Source organism: Embleya scabrispora, from assembly GCF_002024165.1.
Taxonomy (GTDB): domain Bacteria; phylum Actinomycetota; class Actinomycetes; order Streptomycetales; family Streptomycetaceae; genus Embleya; species Embleya scabrispora_A.
Map to the genome: position 1 here is coordinate 2,699,659 of NZ_MWQN01000001.1, position 15,817 is coordinate 2,715,475.

18 protein-coding genes are annotated in these 15,817 nt (G+C 70.9%); 10 read left to right on the forward strand and 8 right to left on the reverse strand.

Annotation, left to right across the window (positions count from 1 at the left end):
* Positions 1-178: 178 nt before the first annotated feature.
* The gene (locus B4N89_RS11820; protein ID WP_078975816.1) at positions 179-391 is read right to left on the reverse strand and encodes a hypothetical protein; all 213 of its coding nucleotides are present in this window, start codon (positions 389-391) and stop codon (positions 179-181) included.
* Positions 392-863: 472 nt separating this feature from the next.
* On the opposite strand from B4N89_RS11820, the gene B4N89_RS11825 reads away from it, so the two are divergent.
* From B4N89_RS11825 to B4N89_RS11835, 3 genes are all read left to right on the forward strand, one after another.
* Positions 864-1,709 carry a helix-turn-helix domain-containing protein gene (locus B4N89_RS11825; RefSeq protein WP_161500697.1) on the forward strand — a complete coding sequence of 282 codons (846 nt, stop codon included), beginning with the start codon at positions 864-866 and terminating at the stop codon, positions 1,707-1,709.
* Positions 1,706-1,888 (forward strand): DUF397 domain-containing protein, encoded by a 183-nt coding sequence (locus tag B4N89_RS11830; protein ID WP_235618578.1) that lies wholly within the window; start codon positions 1,706-1,708, stop codon positions 1,886-1,888. The genes B4N89_RS11825 and B4N89_RS11830 overlap by 4 nt, the downstream gene beginning before the upstream one ends.
* 172 nt (positions 1,889-2,060) lie before the next feature.
* Positions 2,061-2,402 carry a hypothetical protein gene (locus B4N89_RS11835; RefSeq protein WP_078975819.1) on the forward strand — a complete coding sequence of 114 codons (342 nt, stop codon included), beginning with the start codon at positions 2,061-2,063 and terminating at the stop codon, positions 2,400-2,402.
* A 26-nt stretch (positions 2,403-2,428) separates the two neighbouring features.
* On the opposite strand, the gene B4N89_RS11840 is transcribed toward B4N89_RS11835, so the two are convergent.
* Complete coding sequence (locus B4N89_RS11840; RefSeq protein ID WP_078975820.1) at positions 2,429-3,265, reverse strand: helix-turn-helix transcriptional regulator; 837 nt, start codon at positions 3,263-3,265, stop codon at positions 2,429-2,431.
* A gap of 123 nt (positions 3,266-3,388) precedes the next feature.
* On the opposite strand from B4N89_RS11840, the gene B4N89_RS11845 reads away from it, so the two are divergent.
* Positions 3,389-4,459, forward strand: a complete 1,071-nt coding sequence (locus B4N89_RS11845; RefSeq protein WP_078975821.1) for an aldo/keto reductase — start codon at positions 3,389-3,391, stop codon at positions 4,457-4,459.
* Positions 4,460-4,530: 71 nt separating this feature from the next.
* On the opposite strand, the gene B4N89_RS11850 is transcribed toward B4N89_RS11845, so the two are convergent.
* Entirely contained in the window at positions 4,531-4,980 is a 450-nt protein-coding gene (locus tag B4N89_RS11850; protein ID WP_161500698.1) for an ATP-binding protein, read from the reverse strand.
* A 215-nt stretch (positions 4,981-5,195) separates the two neighbouring features.
* Here B4N89_RS11850 and B4N89_RS11855 point away from each other — a divergent pair, with 215 nt between their 5' ends.
* The 3 genes from B4N89_RS11855 (at position 5,196) to erm (ending at position 7,284) form a co-directional block, all read left to right on the forward strand.
* Positions 5,196-6,032: a helix-turn-helix domain-containing protein gene (locus B4N89_RS11855; protein WP_078975823.1), complete on the forward strand. Its 837-nt coding sequence runs from the start codon at positions 5,196-5,198 to the stop codon at positions 6,030-6,032.
* Entirely contained in the window at positions 6,029-6,211 is a 183-nt protein-coding gene (locus tag B4N89_RS11860) for a DUF397 domain-containing protein (protein ID WP_235618579.1), read from the forward strand. Before B4N89_RS11855 ends, B4N89_RS11860 begins: the two co-directional genes overlap by 4 nt.
* A gap of 236 nt (positions 6,212-6,447) precedes the next feature.
* Positions 6,448-7,284 carry a 23S ribosomal RNA methyltransferase Erm gene (erm, locus tag B4N89_RS11865; protein WP_078975825.1) on the forward strand — a complete coding sequence of 279 codons (837 nt, stop codon included), beginning with the start codon at positions 6,448-6,450 and terminating at the stop codon, positions 7,282-7,284.
* Between the two features lie 19 nt (positions 7,285-7,303).
* On the opposite strand, the gene B4N89_RS11870 is transcribed toward erm, so the two are convergent.
* Together B4N89_RS11870 and B4N89_RS11875 are read right to left on the reverse strand one after the other, a co-directional pair.
* Positions 7,304-8,134, reverse strand: a complete 831-nt coding sequence (locus B4N89_RS11870; protein WP_078975826.1) for a MerR family transcriptional regulator — start codon at positions 8,132-8,134, stop codon at positions 7,304-7,306.
* Between the two features lie 59 nt (positions 8,135-8,193).
* Positions 8,194-8,601 (reverse strand): winged helix-turn-helix transcriptional regulator, encoded by a 408-nt coding sequence (locus tag B4N89_RS11875; RefSeq protein WP_235618580.1) that lies wholly within the window; start codon positions 8,599-8,601, stop codon positions 8,194-8,196.
* A gap of 437 nt (positions 8,602-9,038) precedes the next feature.
* Between B4N89_RS11875 and B4N89_RS11880 the strand changes: the two genes are divergently transcribed.
* Positions 9,039-9,746, forward strand: a complete 708-nt coding sequence (locus B4N89_RS11880; RefSeq protein ID WP_078975827.1) for an SDR family oxidoreductase — start codon at positions 9,039-9,041, stop codon at positions 9,744-9,746.
* Between the two features lie 34 nt (positions 9,747-9,780).
* Here B4N89_RS11880 and B4N89_RS11885 read toward each other — a convergent pair whose 3' ends face one another.
* From B4N89_RS11885 to B4N89_RS11895, 3 genes are all read right to left on the reverse strand, one after another.
* Positions 9,781-11,994, reverse strand: coding sequence for an AfsR/SARP family transcriptional regulator (locus B4N89_RS11885; RefSeq protein ID WP_078975828.1), 2,214 nt, complete (start codon positions 11,992-11,994; stop codon positions 9,781-9,783).
* A 250-nt stretch (positions 11,995-12,244) separates the two neighbouring features.
* Complete coding sequence (locus tag B4N89_RS11890; protein WP_078975829.1) at positions 12,245-13,612, reverse strand: HAAS signaling domain-containing protein; 1,368 nt, start codon at positions 13,610-13,612, stop codon at positions 12,245-12,247.
* Positions 13,609-13,932 (reverse strand): PadR family transcriptional regulator, encoded by a 324-nt coding sequence (locus B4N89_RS11895; RefSeq protein WP_078975830.1) that lies wholly within the window; start codon positions 13,930-13,932, stop codon positions 13,609-13,611. The genes B4N89_RS11890 and B4N89_RS11895 overlap by 4 nt, the downstream gene beginning before the upstream one ends.
* A 150-nt stretch (positions 13,933-14,082) precedes the next feature.
* Here B4N89_RS11895 and B4N89_RS11900 point away from each other — a divergent pair, with 150 nt between their 5' ends.
* Positions 14,083-14,607, forward strand: a complete 525-nt coding sequence (locus tag B4N89_RS11900) for a SigE family RNA polymerase sigma factor (RefSeq protein WP_078975831.1) — start codon at positions 14,083-14,085, stop codon at positions 14,605-14,607.
* Positions 14,604-15,776, forward strand: coding sequence for a hypothetical protein (locus tag B4N89_RS11905; protein WP_078975832.1), 1,173 nt, complete (start codon positions 14,604-14,606; stop codon positions 15,774-15,776). The genes B4N89_RS11900 and B4N89_RS11905 overlap by 4 nt, the downstream gene beginning before the upstream one ends.
* The last annotated feature ends 41 nt before the right edge of the window (positions 15,777-15,817 follow it).

The window sequence follows — 15,817 nt, forward strand, 5'->3', positions numbered from 1 at the left end:
ACCCGAAGCGCCAACCGCCCCGCGCCTTCCGGATATTCTTGAATCTCCATCACTGCCTCACAGTGGATCGATGGAGACAGCGGCCCGGGTACTTGCCTGGAATCGAGCCACCGGGCCGCTGTCGCTGGAAGGCAGGTGGGCGGGCGCTGCTTCGAATCGGTCACCCGCCCACCTGCGGTCATTCGATGCGTTCGGGAACCCACGGCGGCGAGTCGGGAGTGTGCCGAACCTCGTAGCGATCAACGGTCCATTTCGGCGTCCCGTCGGCCGGTTGCACGGTGACGAGACCGGACCCGACATTGATCACCGTGCCGGTCGGACACACCCGCCGCTCACTCTCCCGCACGTGCTCCATGACGTCCCCGACACACACCGTCGGCAGATGACTCATTCCAACTCCTCTACGGAAAACGGAAGTTGACGTAACAGGCGAGATGTAAACCGCCTCGGCAGCCGCATCGGGCGAGAGCACACACACATCCCCGGCCCTGGCTGCGAATGGCGTGCCCGCGAGCGTGCGAGCGAACACAGTTTGCGGATTGGCCGACTCACAGATCCCACACAGCCCGCTGAGGCCGTCCCGAATTCATGCCCCTGCCGGGGGAGTTGAAGGTGTCGTATGGACGGGGTCCGACCGGATCCGATGCATGGCGATACCTCTTGCCTGCGGGTGGCGGTGCGCACGGATTCCGGGTGCGACTGGTGAAGGTCACGCAGAGGTGAGCACCTGTGACAGCATCCACACTGACAGGATCACAAAGCTGCATGCAAGTCTCATCGCAAATTTGCACTCAAAGGACGTTCCTTCGGTCGGCGACCGCCGGAACGGCCGGCACTATGTACGACGACTGGGAGGGAGGAGCATGGCCACGATTCCGGGCTATGCCGGCCGACGGCTGGGCGCCGCGCTCAAGGCGATGCGCAAACAGAATGACTTGACGCTTGGTCAAGTTGCCACCCAACTCGGATGGGATGGCAGTAAGGTCAGCCGGATCGAAAACGCCAAATCGGGCCTGCGTCGCCTTGATCTCCTCAAGTTGGGTGCGCTGTATGGCATCCCGAGCAGCGATCTCGAAGCCATGGAGGCATGGCTCGAAGATTCAACGGGTGTGCAATGGTGGGCCTGCTACAAGGACATCCTGACGACGGTCTACGAAGAACGCATTTCACTGGAAAGCCAGTCGACGCGCATTGTCACCGCTGCGAGTAGTGCCATCCCTGGGCTGCTTCAGGCACCTGGCTACGCACGGGCAACGTTCGAAATCAGCCCGTTCGTGACAGACCCCGATGACGCGTCCGCGCTCGTAGAGATCCGGTCACGCAGGCAACGCATTTTCACCGATGAGGCCCCGGTCACCTACACCGCGCTTCTGGCCGAAGCGCTTCTACATGCGCAGATTGCCTCTTTGGATGTCCACCGCGAACAGTTGGCCCACCTGCTGGAGCTGAGTAGCCTGAGGTCCGTAGAGGTTCGGATTGCCCCGTTCGCGTCCCCGTTCCTGGTGGTTGGAGAGGTTTCGATCCTGGAGTTCAACGGGCCCCAAGATCCGAGTGTGGTGTTCGTCGAATATCAAGGCGGAGCCCTCTTCAAGGAGACACCAAGGGACGTGCTCCGTTTCCGGCGCCTGCTGGACCGCACAACAGACGCATGCCTGTCGGGCTCCGCAAGTCGTGACCTGATCAAAGCCAGATTGGAAGAGCTGAAGTGACCGAGATAAACCGGGCCCCTTGGCGGACTGCAAGCTACAGCGTGGACAACAACAACTGCGTGGAAGTGGCTCCCCTGCCCTCGTCCACCGGCATACGCGACACCAAGGACCGAGGTCGAGGCCACCTGGAGATCAGTGCCGCCTCGTGGGGCGAACTGCTGAAGGAGATCAAGGGCTGACGGCGTCGTTTGGTGGGGCCCTGGGCCGGCCGAGTTGAGGTGTCGGCTGCGCCAAGTGTGAGTTGCGGGTTGTGCCGCGCGTGTGAGTGCGGCGTCGGGTGGGGCTACTTACGCCGCGGCTGAGTACCTGCGCTCATGCCCGTGCGCAGTGTCCCTCCCTAGCGTCGATCCCATGCACGAAACGACGTCAGACGCGAACACCCCCCGCAAGCACGGCCGCAGCCCCGTCACCCTCTACGTGATCGCGGTCGTCTGCCTGATGCTCGTCATGGCCCTGGTCGACGTCGCCGCGCTCCTGACCAATGCCGTCGCCGGCGAGAACTGCGCCCAGTCCTGCCCCGCCGACCCGACCGCGCGCGACGACCACCTCGTCCTGTGGGCCAAGCTCAGCGGTGTCGCGGCGCTGGTCAGCATGTTCCTGACCGCGAGCCTGCCCTCCCGCTTCCGGTGGCCCGTCGGCCTCCTCTTCCTCGGCGGTGCCTTCGTACTCCAGGCCGTCGCGCTCACGTCCTGACGACAGCGCCGCCCGCCGCCCGGGGCTCACGCGCACAACCGGGCCAACGCCGCCCTGCTCTCGTCGTCCGCCGCCCGAAAGACCAGCAGCCGCTGACTCGGGTCCTGCAACGGCACCAGCACCTCGAAGTGCATCGCGAGCATGCCGGCCTCCGGGTGGCGCAGTACCTTGTGGCCGCGGCCGTTGATCGCGATGTCCCGCTCGGCCCACAAGCGCGCGAACTCCGCCTCCCCCGCGTGCAATTCCGCGATGAGGTCGGTCAACGCGCGGTCCTCCGGATGCGCGGCCCATGCCGCGCGCAGGTGGGCCACCCCCTCGCGCACCACCCGGTCCCGATCGACGTACAGCTCCCGGATCACCGGATGCATCAGGCACAACCACATCGCGTTGCGCCGCGCAGGCGGAAGGGCGTCGAAATCGATCAGCAGCCTGGTCGACTCCCGATTCCAGGCCAGGACGTCGTAGCGGTGGTTCATCAGCATGGCCGGCAGCGGCGACAGATCGGCAACCAGCCCGGCCAGCAACGGCGCAGCCCCCGTCGCGGGCTCGTCGGCGGTGTGGGGGCGCCGGCCGGCCAGGTCGAAGAGGTAGGCCCGTTCGGCCGGGGCCAGCCGCAGTGCCCCGGCCAGTGCCTCCACCACGTCGGCCGAGGGCCGCATCCCGCGACCCTGTTCCAGCCGTACGACGTAGTCCACGCTGACCCCGGCCAGTTCGGCGACCTCCTCGCGGCGCAGCCCCGGGGTCCGCCGGGGCTGCCGGCGTGGCGGCAGGCCGAGGTCGTGCGGGTCCAGCCGTTCCCGCCTGGCGCGCAGGAACGCGGCCAACTCATGTGTCGTGTCCACGGTGTGGGTGGTGGTCGTCATGTCCGTGCCAACAGTCGGGGTGGGATCGGCGTTCCCAGGATGTTCCCTCCCTTACCCCCTGTTCGCGGCGGTCACAGGCTGGTACCCGGCAACGGATCACGCGCAAAGGACAGGGAGTACACGATGGCACTCACCCTCGACACCTACCGGCTGATGGGCCGCTCCGGGCTGCGGGTCTCACCCCTGGCGCTGGGCGCGGCGACCTTCGGTACCGAGTGGGGCTGGGGAGCCGAGCGGGACGAGGCGCGCCGGCTGTTCGACACCTATGTCGAGCGCGGCGGCAACTTCATCGACACCGCCGACACCTACACCGACGGCAGTTCCCACCGCCTGCTGGGCGAGTTCATGCGCGACAGGCGGGAGAGCCTGGTTCTGGCGACGAAGTACTCGACGCTGCGCCGCCCCGGCGACCCGAATGCCGGCGGCGCACACCGGAAGAACCTGTTCGCGTCGGTGGAAACGAGTCTGCGACAGCTGAACACCGACTACATCGATCTGCTCTACCTGCACGTGTGGGATGTCCGTACACCGGTCGACGAGATCCTGCGCGGTCTGGACGATCTGGTCCGGCAGGGCAAGGTCCTCTACGTGGGCATCTCCAGCGCCCCGGCCTGGCAGGTGTCGCGCATGCAGGCGATCGCCGACCTGCGCGGCTGGTCGCCGCTGGTGGCGCTGCAGATCGAATTCAACCTGATCGAGCGCACGGGCGAACGTGACCTGATCCCCATGGCACGCGAGATGGGGCTGGGGGTGGTCCCGTTTTCGCCGCTGGCCGGCGGCGTGCTCTCCGGCAAGTACAGCCGCGACGACCTGACCGCGGCGCAGGCCGCGACGCAGGCCGCGCCCGGCGACGGCACCCGACGGAGCCTCGCCCTGGGCACGCTCACCGAACGCGGCCTCGCCATCGCCGACGTCGTGAAGGAGGTCGCCGAGGAGCTGGACCGCGCACCCGTCCAGGTCGCCCTGGCCTGGGCCCTGCACCACCCGCACGTGACCGCCCCGATCATCGGCGCCCGTACGGCCGCCCAACTGGAGAACAACCTGGGCGCCCTGGAGGTCGACCTCACCGCCGCCCACCTGGCCCGCCTCGACGAGGTGAGCACGATCGCACTCGGCTACCCGCACGACCTGCTCGCCGGCGCTCACATCCGCACCGTGACCACCGGCGACGTGCGGATCGAAGCCCGCCGCTGACACCCGGCGACCCCGAGGGCGGCACCGGCCCGGACGCCGTCCTCGGGGTGCGCCTGGCCGGCGACCCCCCGTCACCCCATCGCCAACGCGAACCACACCCGCTTGCCGTCGGGAAGCGGCGTCACACCGCACTCGTTGGCCAGGCTCGTCATCAACGGGATGCCCCGCCCCGACTCCGCGTCCCAGGACGGGCGGCGTCGGCGCGGGGCCGCCGGGATGGCCGCCCCGCCGTCCTCGACGCCGACCACCAACTGCCCGCAGGGCACGTCGTGCAGCAGTTCGACCCGGACCACGGTGCCATCCGGCGTGTGTCGGACCGCGTTGGACACCAGCTCGCTCGCCAGCAGCTTCGTGGTCTGCGCCGTGTCGGCGGAGGCGCCCGCCCCGATCGCGCACTCGTGGACGAAGTTGCGCACGTGTCGCACCACTTCGGCCGTACCGACGCAGCGGAGTTCGGCGACGGGGGCCAACATGTGGTGTCCGGCCCGATCGGCCGGCGCGTGAATCCGGGTGGCTGGCATGTCTTCTCCCCAATTCGATGTGGGTCGCCGCTGGGACACCCCGTACTCACCGGGAAGAAAGAAGAAGCGGCCCACATCGAGCATCACCGTGTCGCATAAATGCAACCAAGTACTTCGGCATAAATAACTCTTTCGGGTGACGCCGACCAAACCCGGTCGCGATCCATTCAGACCCGGAGCACAATCCCGGACGAAGCCACCCCGGGAGGACCCAGATGCGCAGCCACGCAAGACGCCGATTGGGTACGGAACTTCGGCTGCTCCGCACGGCGTCGGGTCTGTCCGGCGAGGAGGTGGCCGATTCCTGCGGCTGGGACCAATCCAAGATCAGCCGCATCGAGACCGCGAAGGTCGCGGTGTCGCGACACGATCTGCATCGCCTCTGCGGCATATACGGGGTCTGCGCGGCCGACGTCGAACGCCTCGAAGCGCTCCTGATCGAGACGCGCGGGCCGCGCTGGTGGGTCGCCTACTCGGACGTACTCGACGCCGCCTATCAGGAACTGATCGCGCTGGAGTCGCAGGCCACGGAGATCCGCGCCGCCAACGCCGGGATGATCCTCGGCCTGCTCCAGACCCGCGACTACGCGGCGGCCGTGATCGGCTCGGGGCCGATGATCCCCGACCCCGAACGCGCCGACGCGCTCGTGGAGATCCGGATGCGGCGACAGCGCGTGCTCACCGGGCCGAACCCGGCCAGGTTCCGCTCCGTCCTCGCCGACGGCGCCCTGCAATGCGAGATCGGCGGTCGCGGCGTGCTCACCCGCCAACTCGCCCATCTCCTCGAACTCGGTGAATTGCCCAACATCGACATCCACGTGATACCGACGAGTTCCACCGCGAACGCCTACAACGGCGGCCTGACCATGTTCGATTTCTCCGGCCCGCACGCGCCCAGCGTGCTGTTCGTCGAATACCACGGCGGCATGCTGGTCAAGGAGGACGATCGCGACCTGCGCCGCTATCGCCGCCACCTCGACTACCTGTTCGCCAACGCCCTCTCCACCGACGACTCCAGAACCCTCATCTCGGCAAGGATGCGATCCCTGTGAACAACTTCCCGAACGCCTGGCGCAAGTCCACCCACTCGGGACACCAGGGCGACTGCGTGGAAGTGGCCCCGCGCATCGCCCATCTAGCGATCCGGGACAGCAAGCGCCCGGCGCAGGCCCAGTTGCGGCTGCCCCACCACGCCTGGCCCGACTTCCTGGCCTCGCTGCGACACGGGTGATCCACCCCGCCGCCGACCGCGACGATCGGCCGCGCCGTCTCGCGCCGAAAATCGGGATGAGCCGGCCGACCGGGCCCGGCTAGGGTGGTGGCATGTCCGCCGCCGCATTCACGAGGACTCGCCGCCACTAGCGGCGGGCCGAGGCTTCCTCTCTTCCGGTTCCGCCGCACTTCGGGTCCCTGCCGGTGTGGCCGTTTCGGGCTGCCCGGCTCCGAACTGCCTTGCGGAGCCTTCTCGTGCCCTACCCCACTCATGGCGGACGCCATGAGCTCGGTCAGAACTTCCTCGTCGATCCCGCGGTGATCGACCTCTTCACGGACCTGGTCGGGCGTACGTCCGGGCCGGTCGTGGAGATCGGGCCCGGTGACGGTGCCCTCACCCTGCCGCTGAGCCGCACCGGTCGGCCGCTCACCGCGGTCGAGCTCGATCCCCGACACGCTCGGCGGCTGGCCCGTCGGGTGCCCGGGCACGTCCGGGTCGTGGCGGCCGATGTGATGCGGTTCCGGTTCCCCGATCGGCCCTTCACCGTGGTGGGCAACCTGCCCTTCCATCTGACGACTTCGGTGTTGCGGCGGCTGCTGGACACCGGACACTGGCAATCCGCGGTGCTGCTGGTGCAGTGGGAGGTGGCCCGGCGCCGGGCGGGTGTGGGTGGGGCCTCGATGCTGACGGCGGCCTGGTGGCCGTGGTTCGACTTCGAGGTGCACGCGCGCGTCCCGGCTCGGGCGTTTCGGCCGATGCCGTCGGTGGACGGCGGGTTGTTGTCCATGACGCGCCGGAGCACGCCGCTGGTCGTCGGGGCGCGGGAGCCGTACCAGGAGTTCGTCCGCCACGTGTTCACCGGGCCGGGACGCGGGCTGCGCGAAATCCTGGAGCGCACCGGCCGGTTGCCCGGAGCCTCGGTGCGCGACTGGCTCGTCGCCGGCCGGATCTCCCCCCTCGCGCTGCCCAAGGATGTGACGGCGGGTCAGTGGGCCTCGCTGTGGCGTGCGGTCGAGGGAGGAGGACGCGCGGACGGCGGCGAGGCGCGCGCCGGCCGACCGGGGGCCGGGCGGTGGCGGTCCCGGCGGTGACGTGGGCGGCGGCCCGTGCTCAGGCCCGCGCGATCGGCTCCTGGAGTTCGGTCACCCACTGCTTCGGGTCCGGTGGGCACTCCAGGTTGACCTCGCGCGGGTAGCCGAGGGAGCGGTAGCCGTTGGCGTCGATCCAGTGGGCCAGGGCCTGCACGCCGCTCATCACGTCGTCCATCGAGCCCCGATGCACGAAGGTGGCGGCGTGCTCGATCGGCGGCAGGTCCACGATCGCGAAGTCGTGTTCCGGGCGCGGGTCGGCCGCGGCCGGAATGCCGGCGTTGATGACGATCGTGTCGTCGCGGTCGGGCGAGACCTCGTAGGAGGCGATGCCCGGCCCGGTCGGCGCCACCCCGGCGGCGGCCATCCGGCGGCACAGTTCGTCGTACAGCGGCCCGATGATCGGCCCGATGTCGCGCGGCCCGTCGGCGTCGACCGTGGTGGTCGCGGTCAGGACGGCCACCCGGACCCCGGGGACGCGCTTGAGCACGATGTCGTCGTCGGCCATCCGGCCCTCCGCCTCGATGGTGCGCAGCCTCGCCTCGACCTGGGCCAACCGCCGGCCGTCCGCCGCCACCGCCGCGGCGAGCTCGGCCCGGCGCAGCCGCAACATGCCGCGCAACTCGCCGGCGCTCACCTGCTCGTCCAGGATGCTCCGGACCTGCTGGAGGGTGAAGCCGAGGTCCTTCAGCGCGATCACCCGGTTGAGCCGGGCGAGTTGCTCGGCTCGATAGAAGCGGTAGCCGCTGACCGGGTCGACCCGGTCGGGGCGCAGCAGGCCGATGGCGTCGTAGTGCCGCAACATGCGGATGGACACGTTGCCGTGCCGGGCGAAGTCTCCGATGGTGAACATGACGCCTCCCAGTGCACGGCCTCACACGGTGTCAGGGTCAAGCCGCCGGGCCCGCGCCCTCACTCCACCGGCCCCGCCAGATCCCACCCCGGCGCCCGGACGTGGACGTGCACGCTGCCCGGCGCCACCTCCTCGCCGCAGCCGCGGCACATCAGGGCGGGGTCGAACGGGTGGTCCCCGTGTCGGAAGTCCACCGGCGGCTCGTCGGTCAGCCACCGGTCGCCCCAGGCCGCGAGGGTCTGCAGCACCGGCGCCAGGTCGCGGCCCCGGGCGGTCAGGTGGTACTCGAAGCGCGGCGGTCGTTCCTGGTAGCGCCGCCGCTCCAGGACCCCGGCCGCCTCCAGGGCGCGCAGCCGGGTGGTCAGGATGTCCCGGGGTGCGCCCGTGTTGCGCGCGATCACGTCGAAGCGGTGGTTGCCGAAGCCCATTTCGCGAATGGCCGGCAGCGCCCACTTCTCGCCGACCACACCCAGCGCCGACGCGACCGAGCAGGGCCGACCGACCGGCGCCCGGGCGGCGCGAGACCGTGCGGGAGCACCTGCCGCCGCCCTATCGGGCGCCCGACCGGAGTCGGCACCGGAGCCGATGGACAGGGCGTCCGAGGAATCGGAGGAGCCGGAAGACCTTGAGGAGCCGGAAGACCCGGAGGAGCCGGAAGAATCAGCGTTGACGACCACGCCCACAAGGTTGCCATCCCCAACTCACCCGCGCTACGTTGACCGACGAAGTGAGTTGGATTTTCCAATCCACTAGATCGGAAGGCGGCCGCCGTGAACAACGAGGCGTTACCCGCCGACGACGGAGTCGGCCCGCGTCGGTGATCACCGGCGGCGCCGGCCCGGCCGTCGCCCCCGCCGGGCGGTCCCTTTCCCCTTCCCGACGCTCCTCCCGAAAGCAGCCGTTCATGCAGATCCCCGGCTCCGTAGCCCTCGTCACCGGCGCCAATCGTGGCCTCGGTCGCGCCTTCGCGCGTGCCCTGGTCGCCCGCGGCGCACGCACCGTGTACGCCGGCGCCCGCGACCCGGGCACCGTCACCGATCCCGGGGTCGTCCCGATCGAACTCGACATCACCGACCCCGAGCAGGTCGCCGCCGTCGCCCGCCGGCTCGACGACGTCACCCTGCTGGTCAACAACGCGGGCGTGTCCGGCTCGGCGTCGTTCCTGGGTGCCGGGACATCGGACCCGGCCCGCGCCGAGATGGAGACCAACTACTTCGGCACGTTGTCCATGAGCCGCGCCTTCGCCCCCGTGTTGGCCCGCAACGGCGGCGGCGCACTGGTGAACGTGCTCTCCGTGCTGTCCTTCATGACCCTGCCGCAGGTCGGCTCGTACAGTGCCTCCAAGGCCGCCGCCTGGTCGCTCACCAACGCGCTCCGCCTGGACCTCGCGGCCCAGGGCACCCTCGTGGTCGGGGTGCACGCGGGCTTCATCGACACCGAGATGGCCGCCGCCGTCCCGCTGCCCAAGATCGCCCCGGAGGACGTGGCCGGGCAGACCCTGGACGCGGTCGAGGCCGGCGCGTACGAGGTCCTGGTGGACCACTACAGCCGCGACGCCAAGGCCGCCCTGTCCGCTGCCCCGGAGGTCCTGTACCCGGCCCTGCGCGCCTGACCGAGGCCCCTCCCGCACCGGGGCCTCCCGCCGGTCAGTCGTGGCCGTGGTCGCCGGACTGGGCGAGGGAGCGGGTCACGCCGGCCTGCAACTCGGCACGGGCGGCCTCGTCGGTCGCGCCCGACCGGTCGAAGGCCGCCAACGCGCCGCGCCACAGCTCGGCGGCCTCCCGGTAGGCGAAGTGGATCTCCGCGTCCGAGGCGGCGAGGCGGGCGTAGTGGGCGGCCTTCGCCGCCGTCGCGCGCGAGGCCGAGGCCAGGTAGTGGTGCGCCAGCGCGGAGACGTCCCGGGGCCGCACCGCCTCGATCGCCTCGGCCGTGCGCGCGTGCATCCGGGCCCGGCGCAGTTGGGACAGGTCCTCGTACAGGGTGTCCCGCACCAGCGCGTGGGTGAACCGCAGTTGGCCCGCGTCGGGCTCCACGAGCAGACCGGTCAGCAGCGCCGACTCGACCGCGTCGAGCACCGTGTCCTCGTCCGTGCCGCTCTGCGCGAGCAGGACGTCGACGTCGATGTCCCGGCCGAGCACACACGCCTGCTTGAGCACCTCCTGCGCGGCCTTGGGCAACCCGGCGACATGGCGGCGGATCACGTCGCGCACCCCGACCGGCACCTCGGACACCGCCGCGTGCGCGCCCTCGGCGGCCAGCACCCGGGCCGTCTCCAGGACGTAGAACGGGTTGCCCGCGGTGCGGTCCACGATCGCCCGTACGGTGTCCTCGTCGATCGCCGCCGAGACCGCGCCGCGGACCAGGTCGCCCACCGCCTCCGGGGCCAGGCCGGTGAGTTCGACCCGTTCCGGACCGCACCGCGCCAGCCGGGCCAGCGCGTCGGCGAGCAGGTCGCCCACCTCGTTGTGCCGATAGGTGACCACGAGCAGCACCCGACCGGTCGCGTCCCGGTCGGTGGCCAGATGGCACAGCAGCGCCAGCGTCTCCTCGTCGGCGCGGTGCACGTCGTCCAGGACCAGCAACCACGGCGTCTCGGCGGTGGCCCGGGCAAGGTAGCCCACCACCGCCTGATGCAACATCAGCTTGGCGGCGGCCTGATCGCCCACCGGGCTGTACGAGTCGGCGAGCAACGGCGCCAACACGCGCGCGGTGTCCTCGTCCGGCGGGCTCACCGCGGCCAGCGTGCGCAACATCTGGGTCCACGGCCACCCGGCGGGCGCACCGCCCGATTCGGGGCAGCGCCCCCAGGCCGCCCGCCAGCCCTCGGCGGCCAGCAACTCCCGTACATGCTCGGTCAACGCGGTCTTGCCCTCGCCCGGATCACCGCTGACCAGCGCCACCGCGAGCCGCCCGTCGGCCCGCTTCGCCGCGTTCAGCAGGTCGGCCGTCTCGACGGCCCTACCGATCAACGTGCTCGTGCGCGCCACCGGCACGTCCTCCTCCAGCTCGTCGGAAACCCGTACCGGCTCCGCGACTTCCCGACGCGCGGCGGGCGCCCCGGGCGCGGCGGCCGGCGTCGGCACCGCCTCCGGCGCGTCCAACTCGGCGGAGTGGGCCAGGATGTCGGCCTCCAGGCGCTGCAACCGCGACCCGGGCTCGACCCCCAACTCCTCGCGCAGCGCCGCCCGTACGCGGCGCAACACCGCGAGCGCGTCGCCCTGGCGGGCACACCGGTACAGCGCCAGCGCCAACAACCGCCAACTCTCCTCCCGCAGCGGGTGCGCCGCCGCGTGTGCCTCCAGGCCGGGCACGATGCCGGACGCCTGCCCGATGGCGAGACCGGCCTCGGCCCGACGCTCCACCGCGACCAGGCGCAACTCCTCCAGCCGGGCCGCCTCGGGCCGGGCCCACGGCTCGTCGGCGAACTGCGCGTACGCGGGCCCGCGCCACAGGTCGAGCGCCGCGGTCAACTCGCGTAGCGCGTCCTGCGCCGCCCCCGCCGCGAGGAGACCCCCGGCCCGGTGCACCAGGGCCTCGAAGCGCCACGCGTCGACCTCGTCCGTACCCACCCGGAACGCGTACCCCGGCGGCGCGGTGACCAGCACCGTCGAGGGGGTGCGCGGCGCGCGGTCGGGTTCGAGCGCGCGGCGCAGGTGCGATACGAAGGTCTGCACGGACCCGAGCGCGCGGTGCGGCGACTCGCCGTGCCACAGGTCCTCGATCAGCCGGTCGACCGGTACGACGTGCCCGCGCGCCAGGACGAGCCGAGCGAGAACGGCCCGATGACGTGGGCCGCGCAGGTCGGCCCGCCGGTCACCGTCCCACGCTTCGAGCGCTCCCAGAACACGAAACGTCAGCATGGATAAGAGACCTTACTGATGCGTCACGAGCGGCCGAGCGGCGGCCGGGGCCGAAGTCGTCCGGCTGTTGTCCCATGCCCGGATCAACACCGACTCGACGCCCGGTGAACACGCTTGCCGGGTTCATGTCGGCGGCATGCCGGGCACATGTCGCGCCGGTGCCGACGCCCCTTCGCCCGCTCGCCGTTCGTCGGACACCGGGCGATCCCGGCGTCCGACGAACGCGCTTGGGCCCGACCGCCTCGGCGCCTCAACTCCCGGCCGCGCCGGGCGGGTTGCCCGGGGACTGCGGCTCGCCGTCGGGGCGCGTGGAGGGTGCGCCCGGGGACGCGGCCGGGGGTTGCTGCTGCTGCGTGGTGCCGGGAGCCGCACCCGGCGCGGTGCCCGGTGGTGTACTCGGCACCGCGGCGGGCGGGTTGCCCGGCACCCCCGCCGACGGCGGGGTACTCGCCGGCGGCGCCTGTCCCGGCCGGACCGGAATCGCGATCGTGAACGGGGCCGTGCCCTCCACGATCCGGCACCCCGGCGCGCCCCGGTTCGGCTCGACCCGGGGCTGTGGGAAGGGCAGACTCTCCCGATTCGGCACCGCCGGCCGGCCGTCGGGCGTGCATCCGTAGTTCGAGGACCCACTGTACAAACCGAGTTGCCTGCCGTTCTGATCGAACAACAGAACGTCCTTGAGCGGCCGTCCCTGCGCGTCGAACGGGTAGATGTTCTGCAGCGGGTTGCCGTCCAGCGTGCCCATCAGCCTGCTGCTGTCCAGCGGGTGCCCGTCCGAACTGCTGTAGTACGAGGGGTAGTGCGTCCCCATGGGCTCCATCCGTACGGTCTCGCCCGGCTCGAACTGTCCCCCGCTCACCATGCCGATCCCGAGCCCGACCACCATCGCGTTGAGCGGCACCGCCAGCCAGACCAGTCGACGGTCGTGTCCCGAGCGCGAGCCCAGCCACAACGAACCGGCCAGGGCCAGGATGCCGATCGCCACCGGCCACCACACCCCGCCCGTGATCACCCAGGTGAGCAGGGAGACGACCAATGCTCGTGCCACCCACCAGGCGGACTGCAGACCGGTCAGGAACCGCACCGACTCGGCGAAGCGCCCGACGCGCAAGGACTCCCCGAGGGCCCTCGCACGGCGGGTGACCGACAGTGCGGCGACCTCCGGCAGGCCGCGCTCGCGCCCGCGCAGCCACAGCGCGTTCACCGCCTCCACAGCCAGTGCGAGCACGCACGGAAAGATCCACCAGCGCTCCTGCGTGTCCTGCTGCGAGCCCAGCGCCACGCCGGTCACGAACGCCGCGCCCAGCGCCAACAGCAGCCCCAGCATCAGGAGTTCGGCCCGGCCGACGCGGCGCAGCCGACCGCTGCCGCCGGTCGGCGTCAGCGGCGGATAGCCGGCCGCCGCGCGCAGTTCGGCGGCGTACTCGTGCGGGGTGCCGAGCCGGGCCCGGAGCGCGTCGGAGGTCACCGCGCCGTCGAGTTCGGCGACCACCTCGCTCAGATTGACCTCGACGTCGTCCAGGATCTCCTCCGCCTCGACGGCGGGCAGATCGGCCAGAACGCGGGCCACCTCGACGCGGTAGTCAGCGGCGACGGGGTGCAGTGCGGTGTCCTTCATCGGGTCTCCCCCACCAGTTCCGACATCGTCCGGGCGAACGAGTTCCACGTGTCGGTGGACTCCCGGAACCGCTGCCGGCCGGGCTCGTTCAGGGCGTAGTACTTGCGGTTCGGGCCTTCGTCGCTCGCCACCACGTAGGACGTGAGGAGTCCGGCGTTGTACAGCCGCCGCAACGTGCCGTAGACCGACGCGTCGCCGACGTCGTCGAGGCCGGCCTTGCGCAGTCGGCGCAGCACGTCGTAGCCGTAGCCGTCCTCCTCACGCAGCACGGCGAGCACCGCGAGGTCCAGCACTCCCTTGAGCAACTGACTCGGATCCATGACGCCTCCAGCTCTTGTGCGTTGCACGGTACCACGCAATGCACAGTAGTGGCCGGGATCGATCGCGCCCGCCGCACAGCAGATCGGCCCGACTTCGCGTTTGTAGGGACAGAGGCTTCCGAGCGGGATCCGATCGAGGAGACGTGCACGATGCGGTTCGAGGAGTTCGCGGCGGCGCGGCTGCCGGCCCTGCTGCGCTATGCCGCGTTGTTGTGCGGGGACCGGGAGTTGGCCCGGGACCTCGTGCAAGAGGCGCTGACCAAGGCATTCGTGCGGTGGAAACGCATCGGCGGCCTGGATCGGCCCGACGCCTACGTCCGCACCATCGTCACCAACGAGTTCCTGTCCCTGCGCCGACGACGTGCGGTGCGCACGGTGGCGCTGACCCAGGACGCGCTCGACCACTTCGAGGCGGGTGGCGTGCCCGACCACGCCGGCGACGTGGACGCCGGCGAGGACCTGTGGCGCCGGCTGGGCCGACTGCCCCGTCGGCAGCGCGCCGTCCTGGTCCTGCGCTACTACGAGGGCCTCACCGACGACGAGATCGCCGAGACCCTGGACTGCCGGGCCGGCACCGTCCGGGGCTACGCGTCCCGAGCCCTGGCCACGCTGCGCGTGGAGATGGCCGTCTCAACGACCCGCATCCCGTCGATTCCGCAGGGAGAACCGGCATGACCGACATCCGAGACCTCAAGGCGGCGCTGGCCCGGCACGAACACCTGGCCCCACCGCCCGACGGCCTGATCGAGGGGGCGTACCTCGGCGCCCGACGCGTGCGTCGACGACGGCTGGCCGCGAGCGGACTGGCCGTGGTCACGGTGATCGCGCTCGGCGCGGTCGGCCCCGGGGTCCTCGACCGCCTCGACGACGACGGGCCGGGCCGGGTGGCCGGACCCGCGGCGACCAAGCCGCCGGCCGCCCCCGTGGCCAAGCCGCCGGCCGTGACCATCGACGTCGACCGGACCGACGGCTTCTTCCCCCTGGAGCAGGGCTTCTCCGGAACCACCGCGCTGGCCACCATCCGCACGAAAAACGTCACCCGCACCGGTGGTGGCGGCGACGTCGGCGTCTACGCACCGGCGGACGTCGACACGGCGGCGATCGAGGCGGGCGAGGCGGTCACCGTGCAGGGGCACCCGGCCCGCTATGTCGAGAACTACCTGATCGATCCGGCCGCCTACCATCAGGGCCCGGAGAACTTCACCGCCCCCAAACCGACCGGCCCCGACGAGAGCGGAAAGATCGGGCTCCTCCCACCGACGGACACGCGTGCGCCGGTGGTCGCGTGGCGCGATGCCTCCGGATCCTGGGTGATCGTCTCCGGCACGAGGAAACGCACCGAGCTGATGCGGCTGGCCGACGCGGTCCGACTCCGGCCCACCGGCGTCACCACTCCCTACCGCCTCAACTACGTGCCGGACACGCTCCGGCTCGACTACGGCGGCTCCTCGACCTACACGCCGAGCGAGTCCAACTCGGTGCTCGTCTTCGGCGCCGCCGCGAATCCCGTGTTGAAGCGGAGCGACCTGCTGGGCCTGACCGAGGTGGGCGCGCTGCGCGTCCAACTCATGGCATCGGACAGCGGCCGGCTGGACATCGTCTCCGAGACCGGCCCGCCGACGGTGCTCGCGGGATACGACACCTGGTACTTCACCAAGCCGGACGCGGGCCTGAGTCCGCCGAAGGGAGGCGCGATCCTCGTCGCCAAGGTGAACGAATGCGAGACGCTGATCACCGTCCAGGACAACAACCTCGTGCCCTATCCGGTATTGCGGAGGATGTTCGAGACGGCGAGCTTCACCACCTGCGCCGCGCCGGACACGTGGGTCGCCCCGCTGCCCTGACCACACACCCCGCAGGTACACCGAACTCCCGTACCCGTCAC